The sequence below is a fragment of the Nocardioides soli genome, from assembly GCF_014191495.1.
Taxonomy (GTDB): domain Bacteria; phylum Actinomycetota; class Actinomycetes; order Propionibacteriales; family Nocardioidaceae; genus Nocardioides; species Nocardioides soli.
Window position 1 is genome coordinate 370,235 of sequence record NZ_JACHWR010000003.1, and the last position, 13,427, is coordinate 383,661.

General features: G+C 71.2%; 13 protein-coding genes. 12 read left to right on the plus strand and 1 reads right to left on the minus strand.

What is annotated here, in order from left to right:
- Positions 1–25: 25 nt before the first annotated feature.
- Genes pgsA through FHU40_RS20650 form a run of 4 tightly spaced genes read left to right on the plus strand, consistent with a single transcriptional unit; the run spans position 26 to position 2,980 of the window.
- On the plus strand, positions 26–646 hold the full coding sequence (gene pgsA / locus FHU40_RS20635; protein ID WP_183594233.1) for a phosphatidylinositol phosphate synthase: 621 nt from the start codon (positions 26–28) through the stop codon (positions 644–646).
- Positions 647–649: 3 nt separating this feature from the next.
- Positions 650–1,558, plus strand: coding sequence for a pyridoxal 5'-phosphate synthase lyase subunit PdxS (gene pdxS, locus FHU40_RS20640; RefSeq protein WP_183594234.1), 909 nt, complete (start codon positions 650–652; stop codon positions 1,556–1,558).
- Between the two features lie 11 nt (positions 1,559–1,569).
- On the plus strand, positions 1,570–2,190 hold the full coding sequence (gene pdxT, locus FHU40_RS20645) for a pyridoxal 5'-phosphate synthase glutaminase subunit PdxT (RefSeq protein WP_183594235.1): 621 nt from the start codon (positions 1,570–1,572) through the stop codon (positions 2,188–2,190).
- Positions 2,191–2,200: 10 nt separating this feature from the next.
- The gene (locus tag FHU40_RS20650; RefSeq protein ID WP_183594236.1) at positions 2,201–2,980 is read left to right on the plus strand and encodes a YebC/PmpR family DNA-binding transcriptional regulator; all 780 of its coding nucleotides are present in this window, start codon (positions 2,201–2,203) and stop codon (positions 2,978–2,980) included.
- Between the two features lie 128 nt (positions 2,981–3,108).
- On the opposite strand, the gene FHU40_RS20655 is transcribed toward FHU40_RS20650, so the two are convergent.
- On the minus strand, positions 3,109–4,101 hold the full coding sequence (locus tag FHU40_RS20655) for a type IV toxin-antitoxin system AbiEi family antitoxin domain-containing protein (protein WP_183594237.1): 993 nt from the start codon (positions 4,099–4,101) through the stop codon (positions 3,109–3,111).
- A gap of 297 nt (positions 4,102–4,398) precedes the next feature.
- Between FHU40_RS20655 and ruvC the strand changes: the two genes are divergently transcribed.
- From ruvC to FHU40_RS20695, 8 genes are all read left to right on the plus strand, one after another.
- On the plus strand, positions 4,399–4,932 hold the full coding sequence (gene ruvC, locus FHU40_RS20660) for a crossover junction endodeoxyribonuclease RuvC (protein ID WP_215527647.1): 534 nt from the start codon (positions 4,399–4,401) through the stop codon (positions 4,930–4,932).
- A complete protein-coding gene (gene ruvA, locus FHU40_RS20665) occupies positions 4,929–5,525 on the plus strand; it encodes a Holliday junction branch migration protein RuvA (protein WP_183594239.1) in 597 nt (198 codons plus the stop codon). The genes ruvC and ruvA overlap by 4 nt, the downstream gene beginning before the upstream one ends.
- Positions 5,526–5,529: 4 nt before the next feature.
- Entirely contained in the window at positions 5,530–6,600 is a 1,071-nt protein-coding gene (gene ruvB / locus FHU40_RS20670; protein WP_183594240.1) for a Holliday junction branch migration DNA helicase RuvB, read from the plus strand.
- 364 nt (positions 6,601–6,964) lie between these two features.
- Positions 6,965–7,336 (plus strand): preprotein translocase subunit YajC, encoded by a 372-nt coding sequence (yajC, locus tag FHU40_RS20675; protein WP_183594241.1) that lies wholly within the window; start codon positions 6,965–6,967, stop codon positions 7,334–7,336.
- A 1-nt stretch (position 7,337) separates the two neighbouring features.
- Positions 7,338–9,065, plus strand: a complete 1,728-nt coding sequence (gene secD, locus FHU40_RS20680; RefSeq protein ID WP_183594242.1) for a protein translocase subunit SecD — start codon at positions 7,338–7,340, stop codon at positions 9,063–9,065.
- Complete coding sequence (gene secF / locus FHU40_RS20685; RefSeq protein ID WP_183594243.1) at positions 9,065–10,321, plus strand: protein translocase subunit SecF; 1,257 nt, start codon at positions 9,065–9,067, stop codon at positions 10,319–10,321. The genes secD and secF overlap by 1 nt, the downstream gene beginning before the upstream one ends.
- Entirely contained in the window at positions 10,318–10,875 is a 558-nt protein-coding gene (locus tag FHU40_RS20690; RefSeq protein ID WP_183594244.1) for an adenine phosphoribosyltransferase, read from the plus strand. Before secF ends, FHU40_RS20690 begins: the two co-directional genes overlap by 4 nt.
- Before the next feature lie 87 nt (positions 10,876–10,962).
- Positions 10,963–13,272 carry a RelA/SpoT family protein gene (locus tag FHU40_RS20695; RefSeq protein ID WP_425490199.1) on the plus strand — a complete coding sequence of 770 codons (2,310 nt, stop codon included), beginning with the start codon at positions 10,963–10,965 and terminating at the stop codon, positions 13,270–13,272.
- Positions 13,273–13,427: the final 155 nt, after the last annotated feature.

Below are 13,427 nucleotides of genomic sequence, written 5' to 3' on the forward strand. Positions count from 1 at the left end.
GGCTCCGGGTAGCCTGCTGCCCGCCATGATGGAACGTTTCCGCGCCTTCTGGACGAAGGTCATCTCGCCGATCGCCCACCTGCTGATCCGGCTGGGGGTGAGCCCCGACGTCGTCACCCTGGTCGGCACGCTCGGCGTCTGCGCCGGGGCCCTGGTCTTCTTCCCGCAGGGTCGGCTGCTCACGGGCGTCCTGGTGATCACGGCGTTCGTGTTCAGCGACCTGCTCGACGGCTACATGGCCCGGACCACCGGGCGGGTCAGCAAGTTCGGCGCGTTCTGGGACTCCACGCTCGACCGGCTCGGCGACGGCGCGATCTTCATCGGCCTCGCGCTCTACTTCGCCTGGGAGGAGCCGAGCCGCCTCTACCTCGTGCTGAGCCTGGTCTGCCTGCTGATGGGCGCGGTCACGTCGTACGCCCGCTCCCGCGGCGAGAGCCTCGGCTTCGAGGTCAAGGTCGGCATCGCCGAGCGCGCCGACCGGCTGGTCGCGATCCTCGTGATGACCGGCTTCAGCGCCATCTTCGACCTGCCCGTGCTCCTCTACATCGCGCTGTGGGCGCTCGCGATCGCCTCCACGGTCACGGTCGCGCAGCGCGTGTGGGTGGTACGGAAGCAGGCGTTGTCCGACGCCGGCACTACCATCTGAATCATGGTCGAGAGCACCCCCGAGAACACGCCAGCCACCGGCACCACCCGCGTCAAGCGCGGCATGGCCGAGATGCTGAAGGGCGGCGTCATCATGGACGTCGTCACACCCGAGCAGGCCAAGATCGCCGAGGACGCCGGCGCGGTCGCCGTGATGGCGCTCGAGCGGGTGCCGGCCGACATCCGGGCTCAGGGCGGCGTGTCGCGGATGAGCGACCCCGACATGATCGACGGCATCATCGAGGCGGTCTCGATCCCGGTGATGGCCAAGGCCCGGATCGGCCACTTCGCCGAGGCGCAGGTGCTGCAGTCGCTGGGTGTCGACTACATCGACGAGTCCGAGGTGCTGACCCCGGCCGACTACGCCAACCACATCGACAAGTGGGCCTTCACCGTCCCGTTCGTGTGCGGCGCGACGAACCTCGGTGAGGCGCTGCGCCGCATCACCGAGGGCGCGGCGATGATCCGCTCCAAGGGCGAGGCCGGCACCGGGGACGTGTCGAACGCCGTCACCCACATGCGCACGATCCGCCGGGAGATCCGCCGCCTCGGCGCGCTGGAGGCCGACGAGCTGTACGTCGCGGCCAAGGAGCTGCAGGCGCCGTACGACCTGGTCAAGGAGGTCGCCGAGGCGGGCAAGCTGCCGGTGGTGCTGTTCACCGCGGGCGGCATCGCCACCCCGGCCGACGCGGCGATGATGATGCAGCTCGGCGCCGAGGGCGTCTTCGTGGGCTCGGGCATCTTCAAGTCGGGCAACCCGGCCCAGCGGGCCGAGGCGATCGTCAAGGCCACCACCTTCCACGACGACCCCGACATGGTCGCCAAGGTCTCGCGCGGCCTGGGTGAGGCCATGGTCGGGATCAACGTCGACGAGATCCCGCAGCCCCACCGGCTCTCCGAGCGGGGCTGGTGACCCCGCCCCGCATGAGCGCGCCGACCGTCGGCGTCCTCGCCGTCCAGGGCGACGTCCGTGAGCACCTGCGCACGCTGGAGAGCCTCGGAGTCCGGGCGACCACGGTGCGGCGTACGTCGGAGCTCGACGCCTGCGACGGCCTCGTCGTCCCGGGCGGCGAGTCGACGACGATGGCCAAGCTGGTCCGCACCTTCGACCTGTTCGAGCCGATCCGGCAGCGGATCAAGGCGGGGCTGCCGGTCTTCGGGACCTGCGCCGGGATGATCATGCTCGCCGACCGGATCGAGGACGGCGCGGCCGGCCAGGAGACGCTCGGCGGGCTGGACATCACGGTACGGCGCAACGCGTTCGGGCGGCAGGTCGACTCCTTCGAGGGCGACCTCGTCGTCGCCGGTCTCGACGCCCCGGTGCACGCGGTCTTCATCCGGGCGCCGTGGGTGGAGTCGGTCGGTCCGGACGTCGACGTGCTCGCTCGTGTCGAGGACGGGCCGGCCGCGGGTAGGATCGTGGCGGTCCGTCAGGGTTCGCTGATGGCGACGTCGTTCCATCCCGAGGTGGGTGGCGACGCCCGGGTCCACCGGCTGTTCGTGGACCTGGTCGAGGGTCGCGACGAGCTCGACCCGCGAGGTTAGAAGGAGACGCATGTCCGGCCACTCCAAGTGGGCGACCACCAAGCACAAGAAGGCGGTCATCGACGCCAAGCGCGGCAAGCTGTTCGCCAAGCTGATCAAGAACATCGAGATCGCGGCGAAGATGGGCGGCCCCGACCCCGCGGGCAACCCCACGCTCTACGACGCGATCCAGAAGGCCAAGAAGCAGTCGGTGCCCAACAAGAACATCGACTCCGCGGTCAAGCGCGGCGGTGGGCTCGACGGCGGCGGCGTCGACTACGAGACGATCATGTACGAGGTCTACGGGCCCCAGGGCGTCGCGCTCCTGGTCGAGTGCCTCACCGACAACCGCAACCGGGCCGCGATGGAGGTCCGCACCGCGGTGACCCGCAACGGCGGCACCATGGCCGACCCCGGATCGGTCTCGCGGCTCTTCACCCGCAAGGGCGTCGTCGTGGTGGGCAAGGCCCAGGAGCGCGGCGGCCAGCCATGGGAGGTCTCGGAGGACGACGTGCTCGAGGCGACGCTCGACGCCGGCGCCGAGGACGTCAACGACCTCGGGGAGAACTTCGAGATCCAGTCCGACTCCTCCGACGTGGTCGCCGTGCGCTCCGCGCTGCAGGCCGCCGGCATCGACTACGAGTCCGCCGAGGTCCAGTTCGTCGCCACGATGGACATCCCGGTCGCCGAGGTCGACGTCGCGGGCAAGGTCTTCCGCCTCGTCGACGCCGTCGACGACCTCGACGACGTGCAGAACGTCTACAGCAACGCCGACATCCCCGACGACGTACTCGAGGCCATCGACGCGTGATGGGCGGCGCTCGCTCTCAACGCATGTAACGCCGGGTTATCCGCTGTTCCCACCATGCTGCAACACGGTGGGAACAGTCGGTAACCCGGCGTTACAACATTGGGGCGGCGTCCGGCTCGGCCCGCTGATCACCGGCGCCGCCGTACGACGTGGGGCGCGAGGTCGCTGATGTCGGTCCCGAATCGGGCGCACGTGTCGGCGTACTCACGCAGGAGCCGGCGACGCGCGGCCTCCCGGTCGCCGTGGCAATCGGCAGCGGTGATCCGGGAGACGCCGAGCTTGAAGCCGGAGATGAAGTCCTGACGCATCTTCTCCTGCCGGAGGGTCTCGCGTGGGTCGCGGCGTGGGGCGAGCTCGGCGGTGTACTTCAGCCAGCCGTCGACCTCGAAGATGTGTCGGCCGATCCTCAGGTCGCACCAGACTGTGCGAGCGCCGTCGGTCAGTCCGAACTGGGTCTGGGCGCGGCCGATCCGGAGCGAGAGCAGGAGCACCCGTGCCTCGGACTCGAGCCACGACTCCGCGCCCGGGTCGGCGAGGTCGATCGCGGCGTCCATGACGCGACTCCCGGGCCAGCACCACATCGCTGCTCGAGCTCGATCGACGTCGCTTCGGGTCGCGCCGGAGCGCAGCGCGGCGTCGCAGCACGCGACACCTGCCGCCAGCCCGTGCTCGCGCGCCATGTCGAGAGCCGTGCGCGGCGCGTCGAGGACCCGCAGACCGTGGACCTCGATGACCTGCTCGTCGGAGTACGGCGCCAGGTGGTGCTTGACGCCGGCGCGAACGGCATCGCCGTGGACCTTGCGGCGCGTGACGTGCACCAGCGCCCGGCGTGCGTCCGGCACGCCCAGCCCGAGGGCGAGCGCCGCTGAGTCGTGGCTGAGCACGTGGTCGCACCGGAGGGTGAGCTGCGCTGCCCGGACCCGGAGCAGCGCCCGGCCGCCGAACGGGTCGAGCTCGTCCCAGCGTTCGGCGACGACGTACACGCCCCGGCGCAGCGGCAGTAGTCGGCCGTCGCGGACCAGGCGCCGCAGGTCCCGGTCGTCGAGGCCGGCGCGCATCGCCTGCTGTCTGGTGATCAGCCCGTGTGGGTCGGGCCGGAGGAGTGGGTAGCTCCGCAACATGACCGCGACGCTGCCCGCACCGACCACGGCTCGGGGCGCCCAGCACGCTCGGCTGTGGATGACAGGATCACCGGCCGCCCTGTGGAGGAAAGGTGGGCTGTCACGTGAGGCGCATGTAACGCCGGGTTATCCGCTGTTCCCACGATGCCGCAGCATGGTGGGAACAGCCGGTAACCCGGCGTTACAGCTGATGGCCGCCGCCGACACCCCCGCGTGTCCTCCGGCGAACCGGAGGAGTGGGCGGTTAGCGTTGGCTCCGAACACCTGTTCGGACGGAGAGGCGGATCGATGCGCGTGCTGGGGATCGACCCCGGGCTGACCCGCTGCGGCATGGGCGTGGTCGAGGGATCGGTGGGCCGGCCGCTGCGCCTGGTCGACGTCAACGTGCTGCGCACGTCGTCCGACCTGCCGGTGCCGCAGCGGCTGGTGACCATCGAGAAGGGCGTCGACGCCTGGCTCGACGAGCACCGCCCGGACGCGGTCGCGGTGGAGCGGGTGTTCGCCCGCTCCGACGTCAGCACGGTGATGGGCACCGCCCAGGCCAGCGGGATCGCGATGGTGTGCGCGGCCCGCCGCGGCCTGCCGGTCGCGCTGCACACGCCGAGCGAGGTCAAGGCGGCGGTGTCGGGCAACGGCCGGGCGACCAAGGCCCAGGTCGGCACGATGGTGACCCGTATCCTGCGTCTCGACGCGATGCCGAAGCCGGCCGACGCCGCCGACGCGCTGGCGCTGGCCATCACCCACATCTGGCGCGGCGGCGCCCAGGCCCGGATCGACGCGGCGGTGGCGGGAGCGCGGCAGACCCAGGCGACGAGGAGGAGATACGCGTGATCGCGTTCGTGCGTGGCCCGGTGGCCGCGGTCAGCCTGGCCGCGGCCGTGGTGGAGGTCGGCGGGATCGGCCTCGAGGTGATGTGCACGCCCGGCACGCTCGCCACGCTGCGGGTCGGCCAGTCGGCGACCCTGCCGACCAGCATGGTGGTGCGCGAGGACTCGCTGACCCTCTTCGGATTCGCCGACGAGGACGAGAAGCAGACCTTCGAGCTGCTCCAGACGGCCTCCGGCGTGGGGCCGAAGCTCGCCCAGGCGATGCTCGCCGTGCTCGCGCCCGACGACCTGCGCCTGGCCATCGCGAGCGACGACACCAAGACGCTGACGAAGGTCCCCGGCATCGGCCAGAAGGGCGCGCAGCGGATCATCCTCGAGCTCAAGGACCGGATCGGCGCCCCGACGGGCGGACGTACGCCGTCTGCGCCGGTCGCCGGCGCCCCGTGGCGCGACCAGGTGCACCAGGGCCTGGTCGGCCTGGGCTGGTCGGCCAAGGACGCCGAGAAGGCCGTCGACGCGGTCGCCCCCGAGGCCGGCGCCGTCCCCGACGTCGCGGGACTGCTGCGGGCCGCGCTCCGCACGCTGAGCAAGGCCTGACGCGATGGCCTTCCAGGAGGAGGACCTCGACGAGGTCGAGTCCACCCACCTGCGCTCGCTCACGGCCGCTGAGGCCGAAGGTGACGAGCGTGCGGTCGAGGCCGCGCTCCGGCCGCGGACCCTCGACGAGGTGGTCGGCCAGGTGCGCGTGCGCGACCAGCTCGGGCTCGTGCTCGAGGCCGCCCGGCGCCGCGGCCGCGCCCCCGACCACGTGCTGCTGTCGGGTCCGCCGGGCCTCGGCAAGACCACGCTGGCGATGATCATCGCCAGTGAGATGGGCGCGCCGCTGCGGCTCACCAGCGGCCCCGCGATCACCCACGCGGGCGACCTCGCGGCGATCCTCTCCGGGCTGAACGAGGGCGACGTCCTCTTCGTCGACGAGATCCACCGGATGTCGAGGCCCGCGGAGGAGATGCTCTACATGGCGATGGAGGACTTCCGGGTCGACGTCGTCATCGGCAAGGGGCCCGGCGCGACCGCGATCCCGCTCGACATCCCGCCGTTCACCCTGGTCGGCGCCACCACCCGTGCCGGCCTGCTGCCGGGCCCGCTGCGCGACCGCTTCGGCTTCACCGCCCACCTGGAGTTCTACGAGCCCGACGAGCTCGACCTGATCGTCCAGCGCTCGGCGCGGCTGCTCGAGGTCGACGCCGCCGCCGACGGCACCGCCGAGATCGCCTCGCGCTCGCGCGGCACCCCGCGCATCGCCAACCGGCTGCTCCGGCGGGTGCGCGACTACGCCCAGGTTCGGGCGGACGGCGTGGTCACCGTGGCAGTGGCGCGGTCCGCGCTCGACCTCTACGAGGTCGACCAGCTCGGTCTGGACCGGCTGGACCGAGCCGTGATCGACGTGCTCTGCCGTCGGTTCGGCGGGGGACCGGTCGGTGTCTCCACGCTCGCCGTCGCCGTGGGGGAGGAGCGCGAGACCGTCGAGGAGGTCGCGGAGCCGTTCCTGGTCCGCAACGGCTTCCTGGCGCGTACGCCGCGGGGCCGGGTCGCCACGCCGGCGGCCTGGCAGCACCTCGGGCTGACGCCGCCTCCGGCGGAGCGCGACGCCACGCTGTTCGAGGAGTGATCCCGGGCCGGCTCTCCCGTCGGACCGCGGTTGTCGCGGGGTTCAGCGGCTGACCGCCGAAACCCGCACGACACGCCGGGCCGCCGCGGCGTGTCGTGCGGGTTTCGGCTGCCAGCTGGGAGCCGGGGTGCTGGTGTGACACGTGATGCGGGCTCTCCCTGACACCGAGCCTGATGGGAGCGCCCACGCCGGCCCGGGGCACACGGGACCCACACCTGCGTCCGAACCGTCGGCCACCGGGCCGGCCACCCGGGCCGGACATCGGGCGAATTCGTGAGCGGGGCCATTCCGCTGGTTACACTGGCGCGTCGGCCCGCCCGCTCTGGGTCGCGCGCCCTAGACAACGCTCGAGAGGTCATTCGTCGTGGAGTTCTTGCCGCTCGTCGGCATCGTGCTGCTCTTCTGGTTGTTCATCATCCGACCGGCCTCTCGGCGCCAGAAGGAACTCAGGCGCATGCAGTCGTCGTTGTCCGTAGGTGACGATGTCGTGCTGACCTCCGGGATCTACGGCACCGTCGACCAGGTCGACGACGACCACCTGCGGGTGGCCATCGCCGACGGCGTGGTCATCCGGGTCGCCCCCGGTGCGATCGGCAGCAAGGTCGAGCACCGCGACGACGCCCCGGACGACGCGCGCGACGACGTGGACGACATGAACGACACCGAGTCGGCCGAGGAGCGGTCCGACATCGAGGTCGACAACGGGAAGCCGGGCAGCGGTCCGGAGGAGAACTGAGATGGCACGCAACACAGCCGCGCACGCCGGCCGCACGCTGGCGCTGTTCCTGGCAGGCGTGGCGGTGCTGTACGGCCTGGTCGCGCTGGGCGGCAACTGGAAGCCGGCCCTCGGCCTCGACCTCCAGGGTGGCACCCGGATCACGATGACCGCCGAGGGCAACCCGACGAAGGAGAACGTCGAGACCGCCGCGCGGATCATCGACGACCGCGTCAACGGCTCCGGCGTGAGCGAGGCCGAGGTCACCACGCAGGGCAACGACGTGATCATCGTCGAGATCCCGGGCGACACCTCCAACTCGCTGATCGACACCGTCAAGCGCCAGGCCCAGCTGCGCTTCCGCACCGTGGCCTGCACCAGCACCGCGCCCGGCCCGTGCGCGAGCGCCACGCCGACCCCGGCCGACCCGGGTGCCAGCCCGAGCGCCGAGCCCGGTGCGGGCGTGACGCTGCCCCCCAAGCCGAAGAAGGACAAGGCCGGCAAGTCCGGCGACCAGGGCACCGCGAAGAACCGCCCGGCGTTCGGTGCGGCCGACGACAAGGCGACCGACTCGCCGAGCCCCAGTGGGTCGCCCAGCGAGTCCCCCAGCGAGTCCCCCAGCGAGAGCCCGACCGCGCCGGCCGACGCGAAGGGCGCGACCCCGGAGCAGGCGCTCACCTTCATCTCGAACCCGCCGCAGGAGGCGATCGACGCCTACGCGGCGTACACCTGCCCGACCACCGAGCCGCCGGCCGACGACCCGACCACCTGGCTGGTCACCTGCGGCACCGAGGAGGACGCCGCCACCAAGTACCTCCTCTCGCCGGCCGTGATCGAGGGCACCGACCTCAAGGAGGCCTCGGCGGGCATCCCGCAGGGCAGCGTGGCCTACGAGGTCAACCTCACCCTCGGCGGCGACGGCAAGCAGGCCTTCGCCGACCTGTCGTCGGCCATGGCCGGCAGCGAGCAGCAGTTCGCGGTCGTGCTCGACGGCCAGGTCATCTCGGCCCCGACGTTCGAGGGCCGGATCCCCGACGGCCAGGCGCGGATCTCCGGCAACTTCACCCGGGCGTCGGCGGAGAGCCTGGCGACCAGCCTCAAGTACGGCGCGCTGCCGATCTCCTTCAAGGAGGACGGCATCCAGACCGAGCAGATCGGCCCGTCGCTGGCGGGCAACCAGCTCTCGGCGGGCCTGACGGCCGGCGCCCTGGGCCTGGCGCTGGTGATGCTCTACTGCCTGCTCTACTACCGCGGCCTCGGCCTGGTGGTGCTCGCCTCGCTGGCCACGGCGGCAGCGATCACCTATGCGATGGTGCTGCTGCTGGGCAACACCGCCGGCTTCACGCTCACCCTTCCCGGCATCGCGGGCCTGATCATCGGCGTCGGTGTCACCGCCGACTCCTTCATCATCTTCTTCGAGCGCATCCGTGACGAGATGCGTGAGGGACGGTCGATGCGGGTGTCGGTCGAGACCGGTTGGCGCCGGGCCCGCAAGACGCGTCTCGCCGCCAACGTGGTGTCGCTGCTGTCGGCGGGCGTGCTGTACCTGTTCGCGTCGGGTGTCGTGAAGGGCTTCGGCTTCGCGCTCGGCCTCTCGACGTTCATCGACCTGGCGATCCTGTTCTGGTTCACCAAGCCGCTGGTGACGTTCCTGGCCCGGTACAAGTTCTTCAACGGCGGCGGCGAGCTCTCCGGCCTGAGCGCGAGCACGCTCGGCATCGATCGGGTCGCCACGGGAGGTAAGGCCTGATGGGCAAGTTCTCGCGGCTCGGCAACGAGCTCTACCAGGGCGACAAGTCGATCGACTTCGTCCACAAGCGTGCCCTCTGGTACGCCATCTCGCTGACCCTGGTCGGCCTGGCGATCGTGGTGATCGTCGTCAAGGGCCTGAACTTCGGCATCGAGTTCACCGGCGGCACCCAGTACCGCGTCGACAACCTGGCGGCCGCCAAGGCCAACCAGGAGACCGCCGACGAGCTGCGCGACGCCATCGGCAACTCCAGCGTCGGAGCGGCGGCGGCGCCGACCGTCACGACGTCGGGCGACAGCGCGATGCTGATCCAGACCGAGGACCTGAACGCCGTGGCGGACCAGGAGGTCCGGGGCATCATCCAGGACGTCACCGGGGCGTCGAACGACGACATCTCGAAGGACGACATCGGCGCGAGCTGGGGCCGCGACGTGGCCAAGCGCGCCCTGGTCGGCGTCGGCATCTTCCTGGGCCTCGTGGTGATCTTCATCTGGGCCTACTTCCGAGAATGGAAGATGTCCGTGGCCGCCCTCGTGGCGCTGTTCCACGACATCGTGCTGACGATCGGCATCTACGCGCTCTCGGGCTTCCCGGTGACCCCGGCGGCGGTCACCGGTCTGCTCGCGATCCTGGGCTTCTCGATGTACGACACGGTCGTGGTCTTCGACAAGATCCGCGAGAACACCCACGAGCTGCGCACCAGTAGGCAGAGCTACGCCGACGCGGCCAACCTGGCGGTCAACCAGACCCTGGTGCGCTCGATCAACACCTCGATCGTGGCGCTGATCCCGATCGGCGCGATCCTCTACGTCAGCGCCGTCCAGCTCGGCGCCAGCTCACTGAAGGACCTGGCGCTCGCCCAGTTCGTCGGCATGGCCGCCGGTGTCTACTCGTCGGTCTTCATCGCGCCGCGCGTGCTCGTGCACATGAAGTCCACCGAGACCGAGGTCAAGCTGGCGGAGCGGCGGGCCCGGGCGGCCGCCAAGCGCGACGCCGACCGCTACGCTGCCGTCCCCGTGTTCACCGAGGACATGCCGGTGCGCGACGAGCCCGGACCCGTCGACGAGGCGGAGGGCGACCTCGAGGAGGGTGCCCCGGTCTCCCGGCCGGCCCCGGGCGCGCAGGAGCCGCGCAGCCCCGAGACCGCCGGCCGCGGCCGGATCGCGCCCCAGTCGCGCGGCCCGGTCCAGCAGAGCGCCTCGTCGGGCCGGCAGCAGCCGAGCCGCCAGCCGAAGTCGAAGCGGGGCAAGAAGTGACCCAGCCCGGGCCCCGGCCCGGGCTGGCGTCGGCACTCGCCCTGATCGCGGACGTCCCCGACTTCCCCGAGCCCGGCGTCCTGTTCAAGGACATCACCCCGCTCCTCGCCGACCACGGCGCCCTCCGGGCCGTCGTCGAGGCGCTCGCGGCCCCCGGTCGGGACGACGCGGGCCGGGTCGTGGTCGACAAGGTGCTCGGCATGGAGTCGCGGGGGTTCATCCTCGGGGCGCCGGTGGCGCTCGCCCTCGACGTGGGCTTCGTGCCGGTGCGCAAGGCCGGCAAGCTCCCGCGCGCGACGTACACCGCCTCCTACGTCCTGGAGTACGGCGAGGCCACGCTCGAGGTGCACCAGGACGCGCTGCGCCCCGGTGAGCGCGTGCTGCTCGTCGACGACGTGCTGGCCACCGGCGGCACGGCCCGAGCGACCACCCAGCTCGTCGAGCGGTGCGGGGCGCAGGTGCATGCGGTGGCGATGCTCATGGAGCTCGGGTTCCTCCCGGGCCGACAGACCCTCGGCGACGACGTACCGCTGACGACGCTGCTGACGGTCTGATGCCTAGACTGGCCGTGTGAGCACCCCACGGAATCGCGCGCTTCCCCCGCTGCGCTCCGCCACCGCACGATTCCGAGGGGACCCCGCGTGACCGAGGAACGCACCGCCCCGCCGGCAGCCGCCGGCCCGCGCCGTGCGTCCGAGCCGGGCCCGTCGACGCGCAGCATGCGCGCCCGGCTGGCCCGGATGGGCACCCGCAACCAGTCGGCCAACCCGGTGCTCGAGCCGCTGTTCCGGGCCGTCCGGGCCAACCACCCGAAGGCCGACCTGGCGCTGCTGGAGCGCGCCTACGTGACCGCCGAGAAGCTACACGGCACCCAGACCCGCAAGTCCGGCGACCCCTACATCACCCACCCGCTCGCGGTGACCACGATCCTGGCCGACATCGGCATGACCGAGCCGACGCTCGCCGCGGCGCTGCTGCACGACACGGTCGAGGACACGCCGTACACGCTCGAGCAGGTGCGGCAGGACTTCGGCGACGAGATCGCGCGACTCGTCGACGGCGTGACCAAGCTCGACAAGGTCAAGTACGGCGACTCCGCGCAGGCCGAGACGATCCGCAAGATGATCGTCGCGATGTCGCGCGACATCCGGGTGCTGGTGATCAAGCTCGCCGACCGGCTGCACAACATGCGCACGCTGCGCTACGTGCGCCAGGAGACCCAGGAGCGGGTCGCCCGGGAGACCCTCGACATCTACGCCCCGCTGGCCCACCGGCTGGGCATGAACACGATCAAGTGGGAGCTCGAGGACCTCGCGTTCGCGACCCTGCACCCCAAGATCTACGACGAGATCGTCCGAATGGTGGCCGAGCGGGCGCCCTCGCGCGACCAGTTCCTCGCCGAGGTGATCGCCCAGGTCGGCACCGACCTGCGGGAGGCCAAGGTCAAGGCCACGGTCACCGGTCGGCCGAAGCACTACTACTCGATCTACCAGAAGATGATCGTCGGCGGCCGCGAGTTCTCCGACATCTACGACCTGGTCGGCATCCGGGTGCTGGTCGAGAACGACCGCGACTGCTACACGGTCCTCGGCGTCCTGCACTCGCGATGGAACCCGGTGCTCGGCCGGTTCAAGGACTACGTCGCGATGCCGAAGTTCAACATGTACCAGTCGCTGCACACGACGGTCATCGGACCGCAGGGCAAGCCCGTCGAGCTGCAGATCCGCACCTACGCCATGCACCGCCGCGCCGAGTACGGCGTCGCGGCGCACTGGAAGTACAAGGAGGACAGCCGCGCGGGGGTCGACACCGACCGGTCGGCCGACCCCGACGACATGACCTGGGTGCGCCAGCTGCTCGAGTGGCAGAACGAGGTCGAGGACCCGGGGGAGTTCCTCGAGTCGCTGCGCTTCGAGATCAACCGGGCCGAGGTCTACGTCTTCACACCGCGCGGCGACGTGATCGCGCTGCCCACCGACGCGACCCCGGTCGACTTCGCGTACGCCGTCCACACCGAGGTCGGCCACCACACGATCGGCGCCCGGGTCAACGGCCGCCTGGTCCCGCTCGAGTCCGCGCTCGAGAACGGCGACGTGGTCGAGGTCTTCACCTCGAAGTCGCCGACGGCCGGGCCGTCCCGCGACTGGCTGGGGTTCGTGAAGTCGCCCCGGGCGCGCTCCAAGATCCGTCAGTGGTTCACCAAGGAGCGGCGCGAGGAGGCGATCGACCGCGGCAAGGAGCAGATCGCCAAGCTGATGCGCAAGGAGGGGCTCCCGCTCAAGCGGCTGATGTCCCACGAGGTGCTCACGCTGGCCGCGGTCCACTTCAAGCTCGCGGACGTCTCCGCGCTGTACGCCGCCGTCGGCGAGGGCAACCTCTCCGCCCAGGCGGTGGTACGCCGGGTCATCGACCTGCACGGAGGCGACGACGGCGCGGCGGAGGACCTCGCCGAGGGCGTCACGATCACCGGGCGCCGGTCGCGCTCGAAGGTGCAGCCGGGCGGCGACGCGGGCGTGATCGTCAAGGGCGCCCCGGACGTCTGGGTGAAGCTCGCCAAGTGCTGCACCCCCGTGCCGCCGGACCCGATCCTGGGCTTCGTCACCAAGGGCGGCGGGGTGTCGGTGCACCGGCAGTCGTGCACCAACGCCGCGAGCCTGCAGTCCCAGCCGGAGCGGCTGGTCGACGTCGAGTGGGCGCCGACCGGGCAGTCCAGCTTCCTGGTCAACATCCAGGTCGAGGCCCTCGACCGGGCCCGACTGCTCTCCGACATCACGATGGCGCTCAGCGACGCCCACGTCGACATCCTCAGCGCCAACCTGTCGACCACCCGCGACCGGGTCGCGAAGAGCCGCTTCACCTTCGAGATGGCCGAGGCCAAGCACCTCGACACCGTGCTCAAGGCGGTGCGGTCGGTCCCCGGCGTCTTCGACGCCTACCGGGTCACCCAGTAGCCCTCGTGGGCCGCGGTGTCCGTCGAGCGCGATGGTCCTGCGCCATGGTGGACGCCGAGGCCGTCGTCGGGACCCGGTGGGTGGCGCTTCATCAAGGGATGCTGGCGAAGGTGCGGTTCCCTCGCTGAGGTCACCCGGGGAACCGCGGCTTGACC

Coding starts and splice junctions, on each gene's coding strand:
- pgsA (WP_183594233.1), top strand. CDS start 26: ATGATGGAACGTTTCCGCGCCTTCTGGACGAAGGTCATCTCGCCGATC.
- pdxS (WP_183594234.1), top strand. CDS start 650: ATGGTCGAGAGCACCCCCGAGAACACGCCAGCCACCGGCACCACCCGC.
- FHU40_RS20655 (WP_183594237.1), bottom strand. CDS start 4,101: ATGTTGCGGAGCTACCCACTCCTCCGGCCCGACCCACACGGGCTGATC.
- ruvB (WP_183594240.1), top strand. CDS start 5,530: ATGGCCTTCCAGGAGGAGGACCTCGACGAGGTCGAGTCCACCCACCTG.
- FHU40_RS20650 (WP_183594236.1), top strand. CDS start 2,201: ATGTCCGGCCACTCCAAGTGGGCGACCACCAAGCACAAGAAGGCGGTC.
- secF (WP_183594243.1), top strand. CDS start 9,065: ATGGGCAAGTTCTCGCGGCTCGGCAACGAGCTCTACCAGGGCGACAAG.
- secD (WP_183594242.1), top strand. CDS start 7,338: ATGGCACGCAACACAGCCGCGCACGCCGGCCGCACGCTGGCGCTGTTC.
- pdxT (WP_183594235.1), top strand. CDS start 1,570: ATGAGCGCGCCGACCGTCGGCGTCCTCGCCGTCCAGGGCGACGTCCGT.